At 69.9% G+C, this 18306-nt stretch carries 17 protein-coding genes; 3 read left to right on the forward strand and 14 right to left on the reverse strand.

The window, feature by feature from the left end; genetic code table 11:
• The 12 genes from C3Y15_RS28725 to C3Y15_RS28785 all read right to left on the reverse strand — a co-directional run.
• Positions 1–586: hypothetical protein (locus C3Y15_RS28725; protein WP_134206908.1), on the reverse strand; the 586-nt coding region annotated here is incomplete at its 3' end.
• Positions 579–1976, reverse strand: a complete 1398-nt coding sequence (locus C3Y15_RS28730; RefSeq protein WP_069246447.1) for a FliI/YscN family ATPase — start codon at positions 1974–1976, stop codon at positions 579–581. The genes C3Y15_RS28725 and C3Y15_RS28730, both read right to left, overlap by 8 nt.
• Positions 1973–2590, reverse strand: a complete 618-nt coding sequence (sctL, locus tag C3Y15_RS28735) for a type III secretion system stator protein SctL (protein ID WP_034194308.1) — start codon at positions 2588–2590, stop codon at positions 1973–1975. Before sctL ends, C3Y15_RS28730 begins: the two co-directional genes overlap by 4 nt.
• Complete coding sequence (locus C3Y15_RS28740; protein ID WP_011882606.1) at positions 2572–3312, reverse strand: SctK family type III secretion system sorting platform protein; 741 nt, start codon at positions 3310–3312, stop codon at positions 2572–2574. The genes sctL and C3Y15_RS28740 overlap by 19 nt, the downstream gene beginning before the upstream one ends.
• Positions 3309–4202 (reverse strand): type III secretion inner membrane ring lipoprotein SctJ, encoded by an 894-nt coding sequence (gene sctJ / locus C3Y15_RS28745; RefSeq protein ID WP_124260231.1) that lies wholly within the window; start codon positions 4200–4202, stop codon positions 3309–3311. The genes C3Y15_RS28740 and sctJ overlap by 4 nt, the downstream gene beginning before the upstream one ends.
• 52 nt (positions 4203–4254) lie before the next feature.
• Complete coding sequence (locus tag C3Y15_RS28750) at positions 4255–4740, reverse strand: hypothetical protein (protein WP_011882608.1); 486 nt, start codon at positions 4738–4740, stop codon at positions 4255–4257.
• A gap of 124 nt (positions 4741–4864) precedes the next feature.
• Entirely contained in the window at positions 4865–5074 is a 210-nt protein-coding gene (locus tag C3Y15_RS28755; RefSeq protein ID WP_011882609.1) for a hypothetical protein, read from the reverse strand.
• A 139-nt stretch (positions 5075–5213) separates the two neighbouring features.
• A complete protein-coding gene (gene sctD, locus C3Y15_RS28760; RefSeq protein WP_059475288.1) occupies positions 5214–6626 on the reverse strand; it encodes a type III secretion system inner membrane ring subunit SctD in 1413 nt (470 codons plus the stop codon).
• A complete protein-coding gene (gene sctC / locus C3Y15_RS28765; RefSeq protein WP_059456032.1) occupies positions 6607–8646 on the reverse strand; it encodes a type III secretion system outer membrane ring subunit SctC in 2040 nt (679 codons plus the stop codon). The genes sctD and sctC overlap by 20 nt, the downstream gene beginning before the upstream one ends.
• On the reverse strand, positions 8646–8924 hold the full coding sequence (gene sctS / locus C3Y15_RS28770) for a type III secretion system export apparatus subunit SctS (protein WP_014725405.1): 279 nt from the start codon (positions 8922–8924) through the stop codon (positions 8646–8648). The genes sctC and sctS overlap by 1 nt, the downstream gene beginning before the upstream one ends.
• Entirely contained in the window at positions 8921–11122 is a 2202-nt protein-coding gene (sctV, locus tag C3Y15_RS28775) for a type III secretion system export apparatus subunit SctV (RefSeq protein WP_043292482.1), read from the reverse strand. The genes sctS and sctV overlap by 4 nt, the downstream gene beginning before the upstream one ends.
• Positions 11123–11369: 247 nt before the next feature.
• The gene (locus C3Y15_RS28785; protein WP_011882614.1) at positions 11370–12203 is read right to left on the reverse strand and encodes an autoinducer binding domain-containing protein; all 834 of its coding nucleotides are present in this window, start codon (positions 12201–12203) and stop codon (positions 11370–11372) included.
• Positions 12204–12482: 279 nt separating this feature from the next.
• Between C3Y15_RS28785 and C3Y15_RS28790 the strand changes: the two genes are divergently transcribed.
• Positions 12483–13391 (forward strand): LuxR family transcriptional regulator, encoded by a 909-nt coding sequence (locus C3Y15_RS28790; protein ID WP_011882615.1) that lies wholly within the window; start codon positions 12483–12485, stop codon positions 13389–13391.
• Between the two features lie 107 nt (positions 13392–13498).
• Here the strand turns inward: C3Y15_RS28790 and C3Y15_RS28795 are convergent, their stop codons facing one another.
• Positions 13499–15145, reverse strand: a complete 1647-nt coding sequence (locus C3Y15_RS28795) for an Nramp family divalent metal transporter (protein WP_011882616.1) — start codon at positions 15143–15145, stop codon at positions 13499–13501.
• A gap of 103 nt (positions 15146–15248) precedes the next feature.
• A complete protein-coding gene (locus C3Y15_RS31905; protein ID WP_014725409.1) occupies positions 15249–15386 on the reverse strand; it encodes a hypothetical protein in 138 nt (45 codons plus the stop codon).
• 1199 nt (positions 15387–16585) lie between these two features.
• Here C3Y15_RS31905 and C3Y15_RS32630 point away from each other — a divergent pair.
• Both C3Y15_RS32630 and C3Y15_RS28805 read left to right on the forward strand, forming a co-directional pair.
• Positions 16586–16732, forward strand: coding sequence for a hypothetical protein (locus C3Y15_RS32630; protein ID WP_311732212.1), 147 nt, complete (start codon positions 16586–16588; stop codon positions 16730–16732).
• Between the two features lie 87 nt (positions 16733–16819).
• Positions 16820–18301, forward strand: coding sequence for a carbohydrate porin (locus C3Y15_RS28805; RefSeq protein ID WP_014725413.1), 1482 nt, complete (start codon positions 16820–16822; stop codon positions 18299–18301).
• Positions 18302–18306 lie beyond the last annotated feature (5 nt).

An 18306-nucleotide genomic window follows, 5' to 3' on the forward strand; every position in this document is an offset into this window, starting at 1 on the left:
CCTCCGCCGCGCCCCCGACCATCTCCGCATCGAACGCCGCCGTCATCTCCGGCTGGCTGCGCGCAGCATGGCCATCCGCGCCGCCCGCGGCCCACACGCCGGCCGTCGCGAAGCGACGCACCGCGTGCGCATCGGCGACTTCGTCGGCCTCGCGCTCGACGCGCGCGGCGCGCGCATGCAGCGCCTTCTCGCCCGCCTTGTCGAGCTTGTCCTCGGCCGCCTTCGCCTTGCGCGCGGCGCGCTGCAGGTCGGCGAGCGTCGCCTCGTGATCGCGATGCACGTGCGCGGCCTCGCTGACCGACGCATTCGCGACGCCGATATGGCGGTCGAACGTGCGCGTGTCGGCGGCCGCGTTCTGCAGCGCGCGCGCCTCGCGCACGTCGTCGGCGAGGCGCGCCTGGATCGCCGCCTTCGCGGCGACCTGCTGCGCGAGCTGCGCCTGCGCGGCGTCGAGCGCGCGCCGGCTCTGCGCGGCGACGCCCTGCTGGCGCGCGGCCGCGACGCGCGCGATCTGGCTGCGCATCTCGCGCACGCGCCTGAGCCGCGCGAGCGTCGCGAGCACGATGCGGTCGTCGGCTTCAGACATGATCGTTCGCGAGCCGCGTCAGCTTCGCGAGCAGCACGTCGAAGCGCACGTCCTCGTGCGACGCCTGCGCGCAGAACGCACCGATCGCGTCGCGCGCGCGCAGCGCGAGATCGCCGAGCCGGTCGCTGCCTTCGCGATACTCGCCGATCTGCACGAGCAGCTCGATCTCCTGGTACTTCGCGCTCAGCTCGCGCACGCGCGCGGCCGCTTGCTGATGCGCGCGGCTCGCGACGAGCGGCATCACGCGCGACAGGCTCGCGAGCACGTCGATCGCCGGATAGCGGTTCGCGAGCGCGATCTTGCGCGACAGCACGATGTGGCCGTCGAGGATCGAGCGCACCTCCTCGGCGATCGGGTCGGACTCCTCGTCGCCCTCGACCAGCACCGTGTACAGCGCGGTGATCGAGCCGCGCGCGCCCTGCCCCGCGCGCTCCAGCAGCCGCGGCAGCACCGCGAACGTCGACGGCGGGAAGCTGCGCCGGGTCGGCGGCTCGCCGCTCGCGAGGCCGACCTCGCGCTGCGCGCGCGCGAAGCGCGTCAGCGAGTCGACCAGCAGCAGCACGCGCTTGCCCGCATCGCGGAAGTGCTCGGCGATCGCCGTCGCGACGAGCGCGGATTTCACGCGCTCCATCGCCGGGCGATCGGACGTCGACACGACGACGATCGAGCGCGCGCGCACCTCCGGCGACAGGCTGTGCTCGATGAACTCGCGCACTTCGCGGCCGCGCTCGCCGACCAGCGCGATCACGTTCACGTCGGCCTGCGCGCCGCGCGCGATCATCCCGAGCAGCGTGCTCTTGCCGACGCCGGACGGCGCGAAGATGCCGACCCGCTGGCCGACGCCGAGCGTCATCAGCCCGTCGATCACGCGTACGCCGGTCGGAAACGGCGTGTCGATCAGCTTGCGCGCGAGCGGGTTCGGCGGATCCTGCTGGGTCGACACCCAGGCGGCGCCCGTCACCGGCCCGAGATCGTCGAGCGGCCGCCCGAGCCCGTCGAGCACGCGGCCGAACAGCGCGTCGCCGACCGCGAACACGTGCTCGCGGCCGGACGGCACGACCGTCGTTTCCGGCGACAGGCCGGCCACGTCGCCGAGCGGCGTAAGCAGCGTGGTCTGCCGCGAGAAGCCGACCACTTCGGCGAGCAGCGTCGGCTGGTTCGGCGTGCGCAGCTCGCAGATCTCGCCGAGCCGCGCGCGGATGCCGGTCGCATTGAGGATCTGTCCGACCGCGTGATTCACGCGGCCCTGCACCGACACCGGCGAGAAGAACGCGAGCCCGGCGTCGAGATCGCCGACCAGACGGCCGCGATCGAACGGCGCGCCGTCGCCGTCGTCGCTGCTGCTGCCGCTGCCGCCGAACGGGCGCGGTTCGTCGAGCGGCGCGTTCATCGCGGCACGTCCCGGCGAATCGCCTGGCGCAGCGCATCGATCTGCAGGTCCAGGCTCGCGTCGATGCGCCCGGACGGCGTCTCGACCGTGCACGCATGGCGCTCGAGCTGCGCATCCTCGACGATGCGGATGCGCTGCCGGTTCGACTGGCCGGCGAACGCACGGTCGAGCGCGTCGCGCATCTCGTCCTGACGGCCCGGCGCGACGCGCACGATCAGGAACGCCTCGTCGCGCACGAGCGGCGCGATGCGCGCGAGCGCGGCCTCGTAGAGCGTCTGCGTGCTCATCTCGCCGACGATCGCGCGCACGGCCTTCACGACGATGTCGGCCATCGCGTCCTTCATCGACTCCATCGTGCGCGCGGCGGCCAGCGCCTGCGTGTAGGCCTGCGCCGCATGCTCGCGCTGCGCGCGGCGCATCCCTTCGTCGTAGCCGGCCGCCTGACGCCTGTCGAACTCGCGCTGCGCGTCGGCGACGATGCGCGCCGCCTCGTCGCGCGCGGTCGCGATCACCGCGGATGCGTCGAGCAGCGCCGCGTATTCGCGCTCCTTGAGCACCTTGCGCTCCGACAGCAGCTGCAGGTTGTCGCTCGTGATCAGAAAAGCCAGTCCCATGACGCAAGCCTCTCGGGAATCAGAAACAGGAACAGCAACTCGCCGAACTGGTCGCGCTGCGCGCGATTGAGCCAGTACGGCGCTTCGTCGTCGCACGCACGGTTGAATTTCAGCCGCGCGCGCACGCCGACCGCGTCGCCGGCCACGCCGATGAAATCGGCCAGCAGCCGCGCGCCGCGCGCGCGGATCACCGCCGGCAGCGCGGCCGGATCGGCGCGCCACGGCTCGAGCGTGTCGGCGAGCGCGCCGAACTCCGGCGCGCGCTCGAGCGCCAGCTCCAGCGCGTCGCCGCCGAGCTTCGCCGCGACTTCCGCGCGAATGCGCCGCACGTTCAGCGCGTCGCGCAGCCAGCCGCGATGCAGCAGCAGCCCCGCGTACGCCGCGAGCTGCTCGAGCGCCGCGCCCGGCAGCAGCGCGAGCCGCGCACACGGATCGGCGACGTCGAAGTCGTAACGGCCGGCCACGCCGTGCGCGTCGAGCAGATGTCGCGCGAGCAGCCTGCGGCCGGCCGGACCGAACGCGTCGAGCGAACGGTAGCGCGCAGGCCATGCGGCCGGCACGCGCGTCACGTGCAGATAGCGGTCCGGGCGCAGATTGAATTCGCACACGAGCGCGTGAAACGCCGCGCGCCGCGCGGCAGGCGGCGCGCCGAGCGGCTGCAGCCACGGCAGCGGCACGGCGTCGGGCGCGGCACCCGGCGACGCGGCGTGCACCTCGCTCATGCGCCGTCGCGCGCGCCGTCGGGCGTGCGCAAGCCGCCGCCCGTCTGCGCAGCGCCCGCGCCTGCCGCATTGCCGCCCGCGACACCGCGCGGCGTGCCGACCAGCGCGGCGACCCGCGCACCGAACATGCCGCGCCGCGCGGCCGACAGCGCGATCACCGCGCCGGTCAGCAGGATCAGCGCGAACACCAGCCAGCCGAGCGGCGAGCGCAGCCGCAGGAGGTCCGACATCGCGCTGCCGATCCCGTCGACGCGCGTCGCGCGTGCGGCGGCCGGCTGCAGGAACAGCGACACGTTGTCGTACTGCAGCCCCTCGATGCTGTGCGCGACCAGATCCTTCACCATCGGCGCCATCGCGCGCAGGTCGACGCCGGGCCGGTAGCGGATGTACACGGCGGCCGACGACGGCTTGATCTTGTCGGCGAGCGGATCGTTCTCCGGAATCACGACCTGCACGCGCGCGACCACCACGCCCTCGATGTCCTGCAGCGTGCGCGACAGGTCCTGCGACACGCCGTACAGATAGCGCACGCGCTCCTCGGCGGGCGTCGACACCAGCCCCTGCTTCTGGAACAGCTCGCCGAGGCTCGCGTAGCTCGGCTTCGGCAGCCCGTTCGCCTGCAGCACGGTCAGCGCCGACTGCATGTCGCCATCGGCGACGCTCACCTGCCACGCGTTGCGATCGGACGTGTCGCGCGCGTCGTTGTCCTTCGACGCGCCGATGCCCGCATCGCCGAGCACGGCGACCATCTGGTTCGCATCGCGCTCGGACAGGCCCGAGTACAGCTCCTTCTGGCAGCCCGCGAGCAGCGCGAGCAGCCCCGCGAGCAGCGCGCGCGCCGCCCGGCTGCGCCACGCGTGCGTGCGCGGCGTCGAATCGATCGTCGTCATCGTTTGTCCGCTTCAGGGCCCGCGGCCGCGTCGGGCCGCGCGCCGGCCGTCGTCACTCCTGCGTCTTCAGCACCGTGTGCGTGAAGCCGTTCGCCGCCTGCGCGACCGACAGGCTCAACTGGTATTCCGAAATCGTGGTGGTCGCCGTCCACTGGAAGTCCATCGCCTGCACCATCGTCATCAGCGGGTCGCGGCGGTTGTCCGCCATCGACGTCAGCATCTCGGCGCGATGCTTGTCGATGTTCGCGTACCGCGTGTCGAGATCGTTGCCGTACGTGCGCAAGCGCTCGACGAGCGACGCATGGTTCGCCTGCGCGGGCGTCGCGGGCGTCATCTGCACGGCCGGCGCCGCATCGGCCGGCGCGCGCGACATCGCGACGCCCGCTGCCGACGGCGACGACCCGCCCGCTGCCCCCGGCTGCATCAATGCATCGAACTGGCGCACCTGCGCCGGATCGGACGCCGCGCCCGCCTGCTGTGCGGCGCCCGCGAGCGCGGCCGCGCCCGGCGGCGCCGCGCCTACGCCTGTTACCGACATGATCGTGTCCTCCTTGACCGGCAAAGCCGGAAACGAGCCGGCCGGCGCGCGCCCGCGTCCGCTCGGGCGCCCGTCGCGGGCAGCCCGTGCACGCGGCGTCGCGCGGCGCGGCCGGCGACCGCCGTCATGCGCGGCCGGCCGAACTCAGGTGTTGCGCAACCTGGGCGTTCGCCGTCCCTTCCTGCGCGGTCACTGCGTTGCTGGTTTCGAACGTCGCGGTCGACTGCTGGACCTGGAAGTTGATCTTCGTGAGTTCCAGCTGCGTCTTGGTGAGGTCGTCCGCCTGCTTCTGCACGTCGCCCGTATTGCTCACACTGCCTGTCGAGTTACCCATGCTGCGCTCCTTTACGTGAACCACGATTCCCGATCCGGCCGCGGCCCCATGCCGCGCCGGCGACGTGACACGCCGCATGCGTGCGGCGCGTCGCGTGATGCGCGCACCGCTCGCGCGATGCGCATGACCTGTCGCGGCGCTAGTGCGCCGCGTCCTTCGTTGCGTCCTTTGCTGCGCCGGCCGCGGCGACGGCGGGCGTCGTAGTCGGCGTCGCTGGCGCTTCCGGCAGCAGCGTCGGCCCCGGCACCGGCTGCGCGACGCCGGCCGCCGCGCCACTCGCGAGCGGCGCCACGGGCGGCGCCGGCACGCGCTCGGGCGCGCTCGCCTGCGGACCACCGAGCGGCATCGTGATGCGCTGGCCGTTGCGCTCGAACACCACCTCGTCGGGGCCGATCGACACGACGGTCGGCCCTTCCTTCAACCGCGCGCCTTCGAAATAGCGGCTGCCGTCGACCGTCTCGATGTAGCGCTGGTCGCCGTCGCCAGCGAACACGGTCGTGATCTCCGGAATCCCCGCGACGCCGCCGAGCGTCGTCGCCGTGCGCGGCGCGCCGGCATCGGCGTCGCGCACGTGGTCGACTACCTCGAGCGCCGGGCGCGCGTCCTTCATGTAGTTGCGGATGCGCGGCTCGATCTGCGCGCGCTGGGCCGCGCCGGTCAGCTCGATGCGGCCGCGGCCGAGATAGGCGACCGTCAGCGGCGTGTCGCTGAAATAAGTCTGCGCGGTCGCGACGAGATCGCTGACCACGTAGATGTTGCCGAGCGCCGCGTTGTCGACGCCCGCGACGATTTGCGCGACGCGTTCGCGCGCGGCCGGATCGGCGACGTAGCCCGACACGATCACGCCGTCGTCGCGCGGCGCGACGGCCAGCTCCGGATACGCGTGCAGCAGCTGCTGCAACCGGTGCGTGCGCGCGAGCACCGACTCGTGCTGCCACGGCAGCCGCCCCGACCACGCGACGAAGCCGTAGCCGAGCGCGCCGAGCAGCACGCCGGTCCACAGCGCCGCCAGCACGATCACGAGCCGTCGGCCGCCGAGCCGGCGCAGCCCGCCCGTGAGCCACGCGAGCCAGGCGGCGTCGTGCGCGGCGTGCGGCGCATCCGCGTCGTCGGGCACCGCGACGCTCGCCTGCGCGTGGCGCGCGATGCCGAGCTTGATCGAGCCCACCGTCACGACGTCCTGCGGCGTCATCGAGCGGCGTCCCGCGCCGATCGGCGCGTCGTTGAACAGCACCGGCGCCGCGCCTTCGCCACCGTGGTTCTGCACGGTCACCGCGAGCGCGCCGACCTGCAGGCACACCTGCTTCGCGCCGATCTCGCGATCGGGCAGGATCACCTCGCAATCGGCCGCCGTGCCGACCCAGTTCGCGCCGCGCGCGAGCGACATCGTGCGCCCGTACATCGGCCCGCTGAGGAAGCACAGATTCCACGGCGACGCGAGCGCGGCCGCGGCACCGCCTGCACCGCCTGCACCGACGACGCCCGCAGCGCCGCCTGCCGCGCCGCCGGGCAACGGGCCGTCGCCGTGCGGTTCAATGATGGTCGTCGACATGGGCAGGTGCTCCTGCAGTCGCCGCCACGGGCTGCGACGCCGCATCGGGCGGCGGCGGCAGCGCAGGCGGACCGAATTTGGTGCCCGGCAGCGGCCGCGGCGTGAGCGGCACCGCGACGTCGTTGTCGGGCGGCCGATACATCGACATCGCGTTCGGATCGGCCGGCGCGTCCGCGCCCGGATTCACCGGCGAGCCGTCGGGCGCATACATCGACGCGTTCGTCACCACGCGCGGCGTCAGCAGGTAGAAGCGCTCCATGTGGTTGCCCGACTTGTCGGTGTACTTGAACAGGTTGCCGATCAGCGGAATGTCCGACAGCCACGGCACGCCGCTCTTGTTGAGCCGCACCTCGTCGTCGTTGAAGCCGGCGATCAGCAGGCTCTTGCCTTCGTCGATCATCGTCTTGGTGACGATGTTGCGCTGCTGGATCACCGGCACGTTCGACACCGCCTGCCCCGGCACGATGTTGCCGTCCTGGATGTCGATCGACATCATCACGCTCTGCGGCGTGCCCGACACCGCGGCCGCATGGCGGATCGCCTCGTCGACGATCATCGGCGTGACCTTGATGCTCGTCCCCGTCGTCACGCTGTACAGCGACGAATCCTGATAGCCCTGCACCTGCACGTAGAACTGCGTGAGGTTCTCGAGGATCGCCTCGGTGTTGTCGAGCGCGAGCACCTTCGGCTTCGAGCGCAGTTGCGCCTGGCCCTTCTGCGCGAGCGCGTTGACGCGCGTGAGCAGGTAGTTGCGCAGCGACCCGCCGATCGACGCCGTCAGCGCGATGCCGGTCGGCATGAAGGTGCCGGTCTGGCCGGTTTCCGACGCGCCGATGCCGAACGTGAGCGGCGGGTTGCCCGCGCCGTTGTACTGCGTGTTGCCGTTCAGCGGATTCTGGCCGTTGCCGATCTGCACGTCGCCATGCGTCGTGTGCAGGCGCCAGTCGATCCCGAGGCTGTCGAGCGAATCCTCGTTGATGTCGATGATCGTCACGTTGATCTCGACGATGCGCGGCCGCTCGTCGAGCTGGTCGATCAGCGACTGGTAGCGGTACATGTTCTCCGGCAGGTCGCGCACGATCACCGCGTTGATCGCCGGATCGGCGACGATCTGCGGCAGCGCATCGCCGCCGCCACCGGCCGAGAACGGCGAGATGCCGCCCGCGGCGCTGTCCGCGCCGCCGTAGCCGCCCTGCCGCGGGCCGCCGGAAATATCGGGGAAGTCGAGCCGCGGCACCGCGATCGTGAGCCCCGAGCCGAGCTTCACCTGACGCGCGGCCTGCCCGAGCGGCGTGCTCGACGGCAGCGCGCTCGTGCTGCCGTCCCGGCCGAACAGCCGGCGCAGGATCGACGCGACGCCCGGCACCGTCACCTCCTTGCCCGAGCGGTTGATCGTGAAGTCCGACGCCCAGCCGTACTTCAGCCGGAACGCGCGGATGTCCGCGTGCGCGCCGTTCGCCGACGGATCGCCGACCGAGCCGACCGCCTGCCGCACCAGCTCGACGTAGCGGCGCGGGCCGGCCACGTAGACGCTGTTGGCGCGATCGTTGATCACGAGCGTGTAGCGCTTGTCCGGAATCTGCATCGCCTGCAGCGCGCGGCCGATCTCGCCGGCCGCGTTCGGCGGGATCGGGATCATCTGCGTCTGCGACTGGTCGGCCGGATCGACGTACAGGAACGAGCCGTCGTAGTACCACGTGAGCCCGTAGGTCGAGCAGATCGTGTCGAGCGTCTGCTGCGGCGTGCCGGAGAAGCGGCCGCTGATCACGCCGTCGACCTTCGGATCGACCACGGCCGTCACGCCTTGCGACGACGCGAGCTCGCGGATGAAGTCGCCGATCTTCTTGCCGTTCGCGACGATCGTGAACGGCTTGTTGCGCCAGCGCAGGTCCGCCGCGCGCGCCGGTTGCGCGACCGTCATGCACAGCGCCGCGGCGAGCAGCGCGGTCGCGCACATCGCGAATGCGGCGCGTTGCAGGCGGCGCGGTTGAATCCGGATCGGGGCGACGCGTCGACGCATCAAAGCACTCCTGTGGAAGAAACGAACATGCGTTCCAGCGCCTGCTGCGCGAAGCGCAGCACTTCGCTGCCGAGCCAGCCGGACAGCAGCACCAGCGCGACCATCACGGCGATCAGCCGCACCGCGATGCCGATGTTGGCGTCCTGCACCTGCGTGACGGCCTGCAGGATCGCGACGACGAGGCCCGTGACGGTGGCGATCGCGACGATCGGCAGCGACAGCAGCAGCACCAGCATCAGCGCCTGACGCGTCAGGTCGAGAATCGTCGAGCTGGTCATTGCACGGCTCCCGGTGCGCGCACGCCGGCGCCCGCGCCGACCGTGCCGTCGTCGGGCGGGTTCTTCACCCAGCCGACCGTGTGCAGCTGCACGTCCTCCTCGATCTCCTGATACGACAGCACGGGCAGGTCGGGCAGCACCGGCTGCAGGATCGTCTTGACGTAGCGGCGGGCGCCGAGCGCGACCATCACCGCGAGCCGCGGCGTGCCGGCGGCGGCGCCGTGCGCGGCCGGTGCGGCCTGTGCGGTGTTGGCGATCGCGCGCACCTGTTCGCCGATGTCCTGCTTGACCGCGCTCGACAGCGCGAGGAAATTGCCCTGCTTGGTGCGCATCACCGCGTTCTCGATGCGCTCCTGCAGGTTCTGCTCGAACAGCACGACGCGCAGTTGCCGCGTTGCGCCCGCATGACGGTCGGTGATCATCCGGCGCAGGTCGACGCGCACCAGCTCGACCAGCGCGATCACGTCGTCGGGCTCGTTCGGCGCCCACGTGATGAGGCTTTCGAAAATCACGCGCAGGTTGCGGATCGGCACCTGTTCGGCGAGCAGCCGGCGCAACACCTCGGTGATGCGCTGCAGCGGCACGAGCCGCGTCAGCTCGCCGACCAGCTCCGGATGATCGCGGCGCACCAGATGCACGAGCGCCTGCGTCTCCTGGATTCCGAGCAGTTCGTCCGCGTGCTGGCGCACGATCTGCTCGACGTGCGTGGCGAGCGCCGCTTCGCTCGTCAGCCACTTGCCGTCCGGCGCCGCGCCGTCGGGCTTGATCCACAGCGCGGTCGCGAACGGGCCGAATGCTTCGGCCGGCTGGCGTTCCGCGCGCTCCGGCAGCGGCGCGACGCCATCCCACAGCAGCCAGCCCGGCTTCAGCGCGCCGTGCGCGACCAGCACGTCCTGCAGGTAGATCCGGTAGCTCGACGCCGGTGCGCCTTCGTCGTCGTTCAACGTGATGCGCGGAAACACCGTGCCGATGTCCGCATCGACGCGCGCCTTCGCGCTCGACAGCGCCGTCTGCAGCTGCGCGAGGTTCAGCGCCGCGCGCAGATCGTCCGACAGCGACACCGCGATCAGCGACGTGACGCCCGCCGCGTGCGACACCTTCGCCGGCTGCCCGTCGTCGGCCGCGCCGATGCGGCCGGCGACGTGGATCAGGTTGAAGCTCGGCGCCGTCGTCTTGCGCTTCAGCTGCGCCACCGCGAACGCACCGAGGCCGAGCGCGATGAGCGCGAACGACCATTTCGGGAAGCCGGGCACGACCAGGAAGCCGGCCAGCACCAGCGCCGCGATGAGGAGCGCGCGCGGATGTGCGCCGAGCTGCTCGCCCAGCTGTTCGCCGAGCTGGCGCTGCCGCGCATCGCGCGTGGCGACGCGCGTCGTCACGATGCCGGCCGCGATCGACACGAGCAGCGACGGAATCTGCGACGCCATGCCGTCGCCGACCGTCAGGATCGCGTAGCGTTGCAGCGCCTCGCCGATGTCCATTCCGTGCATCAGCGTGCCGACAGCGATCCCCGCGACGATGTTGATGAACGCGATCACGAGGCCCGCGATCGCGTCGCCCTTGACGAACTTCATCGCGCCGTCCATCGCGCCGTGCATCTGTGATTCCTGCTCGAGCTTCTCGCGGCGTTCGCGCGCTTCGTCGGCGCTGATGATGCCGGCGCGCAGGTCGGCGTCGATGCTCATCTGCTTGCCCGGCATCGCGTCGAGCGAGAAGCGCGCGCCGACTTCGGCCACGCGTTCGGAGCCCTTCGCGATCACGATGAACTGCACGACCGCGATCACGAGGAACACCACGCCGCCGACCACGACGTTGTTGCCGACCACCAGCCGGCCGAACGCGTCGATCACGTGGCCGGCGTTCGCATGCAGCAGGATCAGCTTGCACGACGCGATGTTCAGCGCGAGCCGGAACAGCGTCGTGAACAGCAGCAGCGCCGGAAACGCCGAAAAACTGACGGCGGACGGCACATAGGTGGACACGGTCAGCAGCACGACGCTGGCGGCGAGGTTCAGCGAGATCATCCCGTCGAGCGCGGCCTGCGGCAGCGGCAGGATGAACAGCGCGACCACCGACACGATGAACGCGGCGAGAAACAGATCGGCGCGCGGCGACGCGCCGAGACGCTGCCCGGACACGCCCCGGCCGGCGGAAAAAATCCGCTGCCAGTCGCGGGGAAGCGCCTTGGGTTCTGCCATCGTGCCGTCGTCCTGTCGTTGTGGCCGCGCGGCGCGGGCCGTCATGCCCCGTGCAGTGCGGACCGTTGAATGGGACGAGTGTAGCGACGCGCAACCGCGCAAAAACGGGCGCGCCTCGTAGCGTTCCGGCGGTTTTCCGGCAGCCGCCGAAACGGACTACGAAACCCGATGACGGCCGTCGCGGCGCGCGGCCGGAACCGCTTCCATCGCGCGGCGGGCGCCGCGCGGGCTTCCCATGACCTCAGGCTCAGGACTCCAGACGACGTCCGGCGAGATAGGCGAGCTGCGCGCGGTTGCGCACGTTGAACAGTTTTTCGAGCGAGCGGATGTGGTGGCCGACCTTGTGCAACGAGGTGCGCAGCGCGCTCGCGATTTCCTGGTCGGACAGCCCGTGCACGAGGCGCTCGAGCACCTGCTGCTGCTCGTCGCCGAGCGCGAAGCCGCGCATGCGCGCGACGCGCGCCTCGAGGAACGGCAACGCGACGCGATGCACGGCGAGGCTCACCGACAGCGCGCCGCCGATCACGCGATCGTCGATCCACTCGGTGCCGTGGCTCTCCGACGTCAGGTTCACCGCGACGCGCAGATCGAGCCGCGGCGCCGACAGGCTGAAGATCACGCCGCTGTTCATCGCATGCGCACGCAGGTGTCCAGCCAGCGCGAGCACCTTGCGATCGCCGCTCGCGTGCGCGACGCCTTCGATGTCGTCGAGCCGCCACGCGACCGGAAAACCGCTTTGCCGAACCTGCGCGAAGCGCGGATCGTTCTCGTACAGCATGCCCTCGATATACGGCTGCATGAAGGTCGGCGGCGCAAGATCGCGCAACAGATGCGCGCACAGAATGCGCCGCCCGATCATCTCGTATGCGCCGTAGCCGAGCGTGCTGAATCCGATTTGTCTCAAGCGCGCATGGCATTGCGCGAAATCGAGCGTAGATGTGTCCGATTTACCGGATGGAATGCGCGCGCCGGTAAAAACGTCGCGCTCGACGGCGTGAATTTCCGTCGAATAAGCGGCAGCGGCCGCGATATCCGTTTGCGAAAACCATTCGACGCGCGGTGCGTCGTCAGCATGTGTCATGAGGCGCCCACCCTTTCCCAATATGTGAACATGCCCCGTCACGATCTGGTCTTTTATTTATGATTTTCTGGTCGGCTGTATGCGCACGCGAGCATGAACCTTTCGCGGCGATTAGTATTACGGCATATTACGCGTACCCAGGCATTTTTGTACAATGCCCCCGCGTTTCGTCAGGATGACGATCGGCGCAAATCATAACGATGCTCGATCGCACGCCGCGCACACCGTGTACGACACGGCAACTGCGCGGCGATGCGCGTCGATTCCGAGGGATGGCTCATGTCCGATATTGCATTGCATGAAGAAGCGGTCGCCCCGGGCAGCATGGCCCGTTCGTCGCAGCGTCCGATCGCGAACGCGAATGCGTCGAGGGAGCGGCCGGTGCAGGTCGTCTGGTGCGACGACGTCAAGCTCGGCGAGGTCGCGCAGCCGAACGCGCCGAAGCTCGGCGTCGCCGATACGCTCGCGCAGGCGCAAAGCACGGCCGAGCGCAACCGGATCGTCGCGAGCCTGCTGCACCTGACCGGGTTCTCGACCTTCGCGTATTTCGCGCTCGAGTTCTCGCGCGAGCGCGTCGAGAGTCTCTATCTGCACGAGGCGTTCACGCCGGCCACCTACCGCGGCGACTACGTGCGCCACAGCCATCACGACGTCGATCCGCGCACGCTCGGCGCGCGCGTGTGCAACATGCCGATCGTGTGGGATCTGCAACAGCTGCGCCGCGAGCATCGCGAGCGCGACGGCGGCCCGTGCGTGACGTCGGCCGCGCTCGACGGTTTCCTGCAGACGATGCAGGACGACGGGATGTGCAGCGGCATCATGTATTCGATGGCCGTGCCCGGCACCCGGCTGCATGCGTTCATGAGCTTCACCGCGCCGCGCCGCACCCGCGAATGGATCGCGCCGACGACGATCGAGCAGGCGCTGTCGATCGGGCTGTCGGTGCACAAGTTCGCGTCGCCGCAGCTGATCGCGACGTCGCGCGAACGCGCGATCAACGGGCTCACGCCGTTCGAGCAGGAACTGTTGCTGGGCATCGCGGAAGGCGCCTCGGACAAGGAGATCGGCCGGCGCCTCGACACCAGCGCGCACAACGTCGACTATCACCTGCGCAAGCTGCGCAAGCGCTTCGGCGTCGCGAACCGGATTCAGCTCACGTACCTCACGTCGAAGCTCGAGTTGATCTGACGCGGGCAACGCAGCGGCGTAAGCAACCGCTCATGCTACTGCGTAAACGAACATGCCGGCCTCGCGGGCCGGCATGTTCGCATGTGGCGCGACCACCGCGCGCCGCGCTACTTCAGCAACGTCATCTGCACGACCTTGACGATCACCAAGCCCACCGCCACCACCAGATAGCCGCGCAGCACGGCCATCCACACGCGCGTCGCGACGGTCATCTTCTGCGGCGTGAGCGAATCGAGCGGCGGCATGCGCCACGCGTCGCGCAGCGAGCGATCGATGCCAGGCTCGACGACGCGCCGGTTGCGGCGGATCAGCACCGTCGCGAGATAGCCGGCGATCGCGAGCACGGTGCCGCCCACCAGCACGTCGACGATCGCTTCGCCGCTGATGTCCGGGTACATCACCGAGGCGGTCAGGATGATCGACAGCAGCACGAGCACCCAGATCACCGCGCCCGTGAACACGTTCAGCCGCGTCGAGTTGACCCACGGCCCGAGCACCTGGCGATCGTTGCACAGCACGAGCAGGAACACCGTGGCGCTCGGCAGCAGCACGCCGGCGAGCGTCTGCACCGCTTCGGTCAAGAGGCCGAGCGGGCTGCCCGGAATCAGCACCAGCGCGGCCGCGGCCGCGACGATCCCGAAGTAGACGAGATAGAAGCCCTTCGCGTCGGACACGCCGCGATGCAGCGAATGGCGGATCTTGAACACGTCGCCGATCGCGTACGCGGTCGACAGCGACACGGCCGCGGCGCCGATGATGCATGCGTCGAGCAGCGCGACCGCGAACAGCGTCGCGCTCGTGCGGCCCGCGTATTTCTCGAGGCCGGCGATGATGCCGCCCGCATCGGTGAAGTTGCCGGCTTCCGGATGGCCGCCGAACAGCGCGGCGCTGAAGCCGATCATCGCGACCGCGCCGATCAGCACGAACGCGATGCCGATCCACAGATCGATCTTCTCGTACTTCATGAAGCGCGGCGTGATGCGCTTGTCGATCACGTAGCTCTGCTGGAAGAACAGCTGCCACGGCGCGACCGTCGTACCGACGATGCCGATCACGAGCAGCATCACGTCCGACAGCTTCGCGTGCGCGGGCCAGTTCGGGATGAAAAAGTCGCGCGACATCTGCGACACCGGCGGATGGATCGACACGAGCACCGGCACGAGCAGCAGGCTCAGCACGCACAGCACGATCGCGAAGCGCTCGAAGCGCCGGAAGTCGCCGGTACTCACCGCGGCCATCGTCAGCGCGGCCGCGACGCACACGCCGGCCACCTTCGGGAGACCGAAGAATGCGAGCACGAACGTGATGCCGATGAACTCCGTGACGATCGTCAACGCGTTGAGCAGGAACAGGTCGATCACGCTGAACGCACCCCAGAACTTGCCGAAGCGCTCGAAGATCAGCCGTGCATGGCCCACGCCCGTGACAGCGCCGAGCCGCAGCACCATTTCCTGGTTCACGTACAGCACCGGCACGAGCAGCAGCAGCGTCCACAGCAGCGTCGTGCCGTAGTTCTGGCCGGCCTGCGTATAGGTGCCGAACGCGCCGGCATCGTTGTCGCCGACCATCACGATCAGACCGGGCCCGATGATCGCCAGCAGCGTGCGCAGCCGCGCCCACCAGGTGCCGCGCGCGGCGGTGTCGTGATGCGCGATCGTGCCGAGCGCGCCGCGGATGTCGCCCAGGTGGGCTTCGTCGAGCACGGCGCTGCGTTCGACGGCGATCGGTGGAGAGACGTTCGATGGCGTGGACATGATGAATTCCGTACGGCAGATGTGTTTGGCCAAGCGCGTGGCCTTGGCATACGCGCGCGGAGCGGCCGCCGCGCGCATGCCGAGGCTTGCTCGGTGCTGCGATTCAGTGGAACAGCGACTTCAAGCGGGAGATGAAGCGCGAGAACACCCGCGGGCGGGCGTCGAGTGTCAGCATCGCGTCGTAGTGACGGCGCGATTCCGTGACGTGCGGAAGGTTCGACAGCAGAAGGCCGAAGTTCATGATCTGGCTCCTTGGCGGGCGGCATGCATGCCGGGCCGCGTGGTGGGCGCGGGGCCAGTCCGGGGCTGAACGATGCGTCAGGCTAGTCGGCCGGAAAGTCCCTGCGATCCCGGTTCAATTGGGTCGGTGGGTGCAACGGGCATAAGGGACAACTGTCACTGTCGTTCATGGCGGCTCCTGTGCGGTGTTCCGGAGAACACGGTTGGCCGCCGCGCGGCGCGCGGACCGTCGTTCGGGCGCAGGCGAAACGCATGCGCGAACGCGGCCGCGCAACGGGCGGCGGCGAAACCGGAATGCGGATGCGCGAACGCATCACGCCGACCGGCGCGAATCAGGGTGCACGTAGGGAGTTACTGCGGAAACTGCTGCGCGCACCGTTTGCCTGACGGACAAACGGCGGCTTCGATGAGGCGCGGACGTCGGTCGCTCAGGCGGAAATTTCGTTCGAAGATCGACTACTGCAGGCGTCCAAGGCGGCGGCCCCAAGAGTGAAGATGCCGGATTCTATGGATCGCCCGAAAGTGAAGTCAACCCCTGGAAACGCCATTTCCCGAAATAATTTTCGCGGCCGCCGACGCTGAAAGATTTGCGCTCGACATCACGCGGCGCAACCTTTCAGCGCGGCGCGGCGCGGCGTTGCGCCGATGCGCGCGAACAACGGTGCAACGCCCGCCGGGGCACGCTTTGACGCGCTGCGTCGCGCCGCCGCCAGGGGCTCGTCAGCGCGCATCGGCGCGCCGCGACCGCAGCTTTCATGCGATTTTTGCTTGCACCGCAGCAAAAATCGCGACTACAATCCGCCCCAAATTCATCACGGGAGTCCCCTCCGTGGACACTAGCTCCAGTTGCAGTTCGGGGCCGGTTCAGGCCGGCCAAGCCATCGCGAGATAGCAGCCAGGCTCACGTCTTTCGCCGCTAGCTCGCATCAGTCGGGTTAGCGCGCTTCCTTCGGCCGGCATTGCCGGCACGTCCGTCGCACGCTTCCGTTACGTTTCAATCGCCGATCGCAGGCCGCGTGCCGCGCCCGCGCTCGGTCACGCCGTCCGGCATGCGCCGGTGCGGCCGGAGGCAGCGTCATGGTCGTTCAATCGTTTTCACTCAGACTCAAGCGATGCTTGCAGGCAGGACGCACGCGCTGTGCGCTCCGCAGGCGCTCGCCGCTTGCGCGGGCACGCCGCCACCGGCGCGACGCCGCACGCGTGCAGCTGCGTGCCGCGTGGCGCGCGCTCGATTGCGCGCTGCTCGCCGCGATGGCCGCGGCCGTCGCGCTCGGCGCGCTGCTCTGCTCGAGCGCATCGCGAGTCGGCTTCGCGCAGGTTTCGCGCGTCGCCGGCTGGCTGCCGTAGGGCGTTGCCGCGCGCGCTTCGCGACGCGCGCCGCACTGCAATCCTTCTTCGTCAATCTCACTGATCGGACCGCCACACGGAAATCACATGAAGAACCATCTCGAACCCGTTGCTCGCAAGCCACGCCTGCCGGCGTTCGCCACCTTGCTGCTGTCGCTGGCGTCCGCTCCGGCGCTCGCGCAGGCACTGCCGCCCGCCGCCGCGCCGGAACCGGCTGCCGGCGCGAGCGGCGCCGCTGCCCCCGCGCAGGCCGCCGATGCTGCCGAGCCCACCGGTTTGTGGGAACGGTCGAACCTGTTCGGCAACATCGGCGGCCTGCGCGACGTGCTCGGCGAGCACGGCGTCACGCTGAACCTGCAGGAAACCAGCGAGTACCTGTACAACGCCGCGGGCGGCACGCAGCGCGGCGGCGCCTATCAGGGGCTCACGCAGTTCGGCTTCACCGTCGATGCGCAGAAGGCGATCGGGCTGCCGGGCGGCACGTTCAACGTGTCGGGGCTGCAGATCCACGGCACCAACCTCACGTCGCGCTATCTGCAGACGCTGCAGACGGCGACCGGCATCGAGGCGAATTCGACCACGCGCCTGTGGGAGCTGTGGTACCAGCAGGCGTTTTTCGACGGCAAGGCGGACGTGCGGATCGGCCAGCAGAGCGTCGACCAGGAGTTCATGGTCAGCCAGTACGCGGCGACGTTCATCAACTCGACGTTCGGCTGGCCGGTGCTGCCGGCCACCGACCTGCCGGCCGGCGGCCCGGCGTATCCGCTGTCGTCGCTCGGCGTGCGCTTGCGCGTGAAGCCAGCCGACGCGTGGACCGCAATGATCGGCGTCTACGACGGCAACGCGGCCGGCCGCAGCGACGGCGATGCGCAGACGCTGAACGCGCACGGCACCAACTTCAACCTGCGCAGCGGCGCATTCGTGATCGGCGAGCTGCAGTACGCGCTGAACGCGCCGTCGTCCGACCCGAAGGCGCCGCCGCCGGCCGGCCTGCCCGGCACCTACAAGATCGGCTTCTGGTATCAGACGCAGCACGCGAACGATCCGCGCGTCGGCACCGACGGGCTGTCGCTCGCGAACCCCGCCAGCAACGGGATTGCGGCCACGCATCACGGCAACTACGGCTTCTATGCGGGCGCGGACCAGATGATCTGGCGGCCGGCGCCGGACAGCCCGCGTTCGGTCGGCGTGTTCGCGCGCGTGATGGGCGCGCCGGGCGATCGCAACATCGTCGATTTCGCGGCCAATGCGGGCATCACGCTCAAGGCGCCGTTCCGCGGCCGCGACGACGACACGGCCGGCATCGCGATCGGCTATACCAAGATCGGCTCGCATGCGCGCGCGCTCGACGGCGACACCGGCACGTATCAGACGCCCGGCTACCCGGTGCGCCGCGCGGAAACGGTGATCGAGGCGACCTACCAGTATCAGGTCGCGCCGTGGTGGCAGTTGCAGGCCGACCTGCAGCACTTCTTCCGGCCGGGCGGCGGGATCCCGAACCCGAACGCGGCCGGCGCGCGCATCGGGGATGAAACGGTGATCGGGGTGCGCACTACGATTACGTTCTGATGGGC

The sequence above is a fragment of the Burkholderia sp. B10 genome (genome assembly GCF_004368385.1).
GTDB classification, from domain to species: domain Bacteria; phylum Pseudomonadota; class Gammaproteobacteria; order Burkholderiales; family Burkholderiaceae; genus Burkholderia; species Burkholderia vietnamiensis.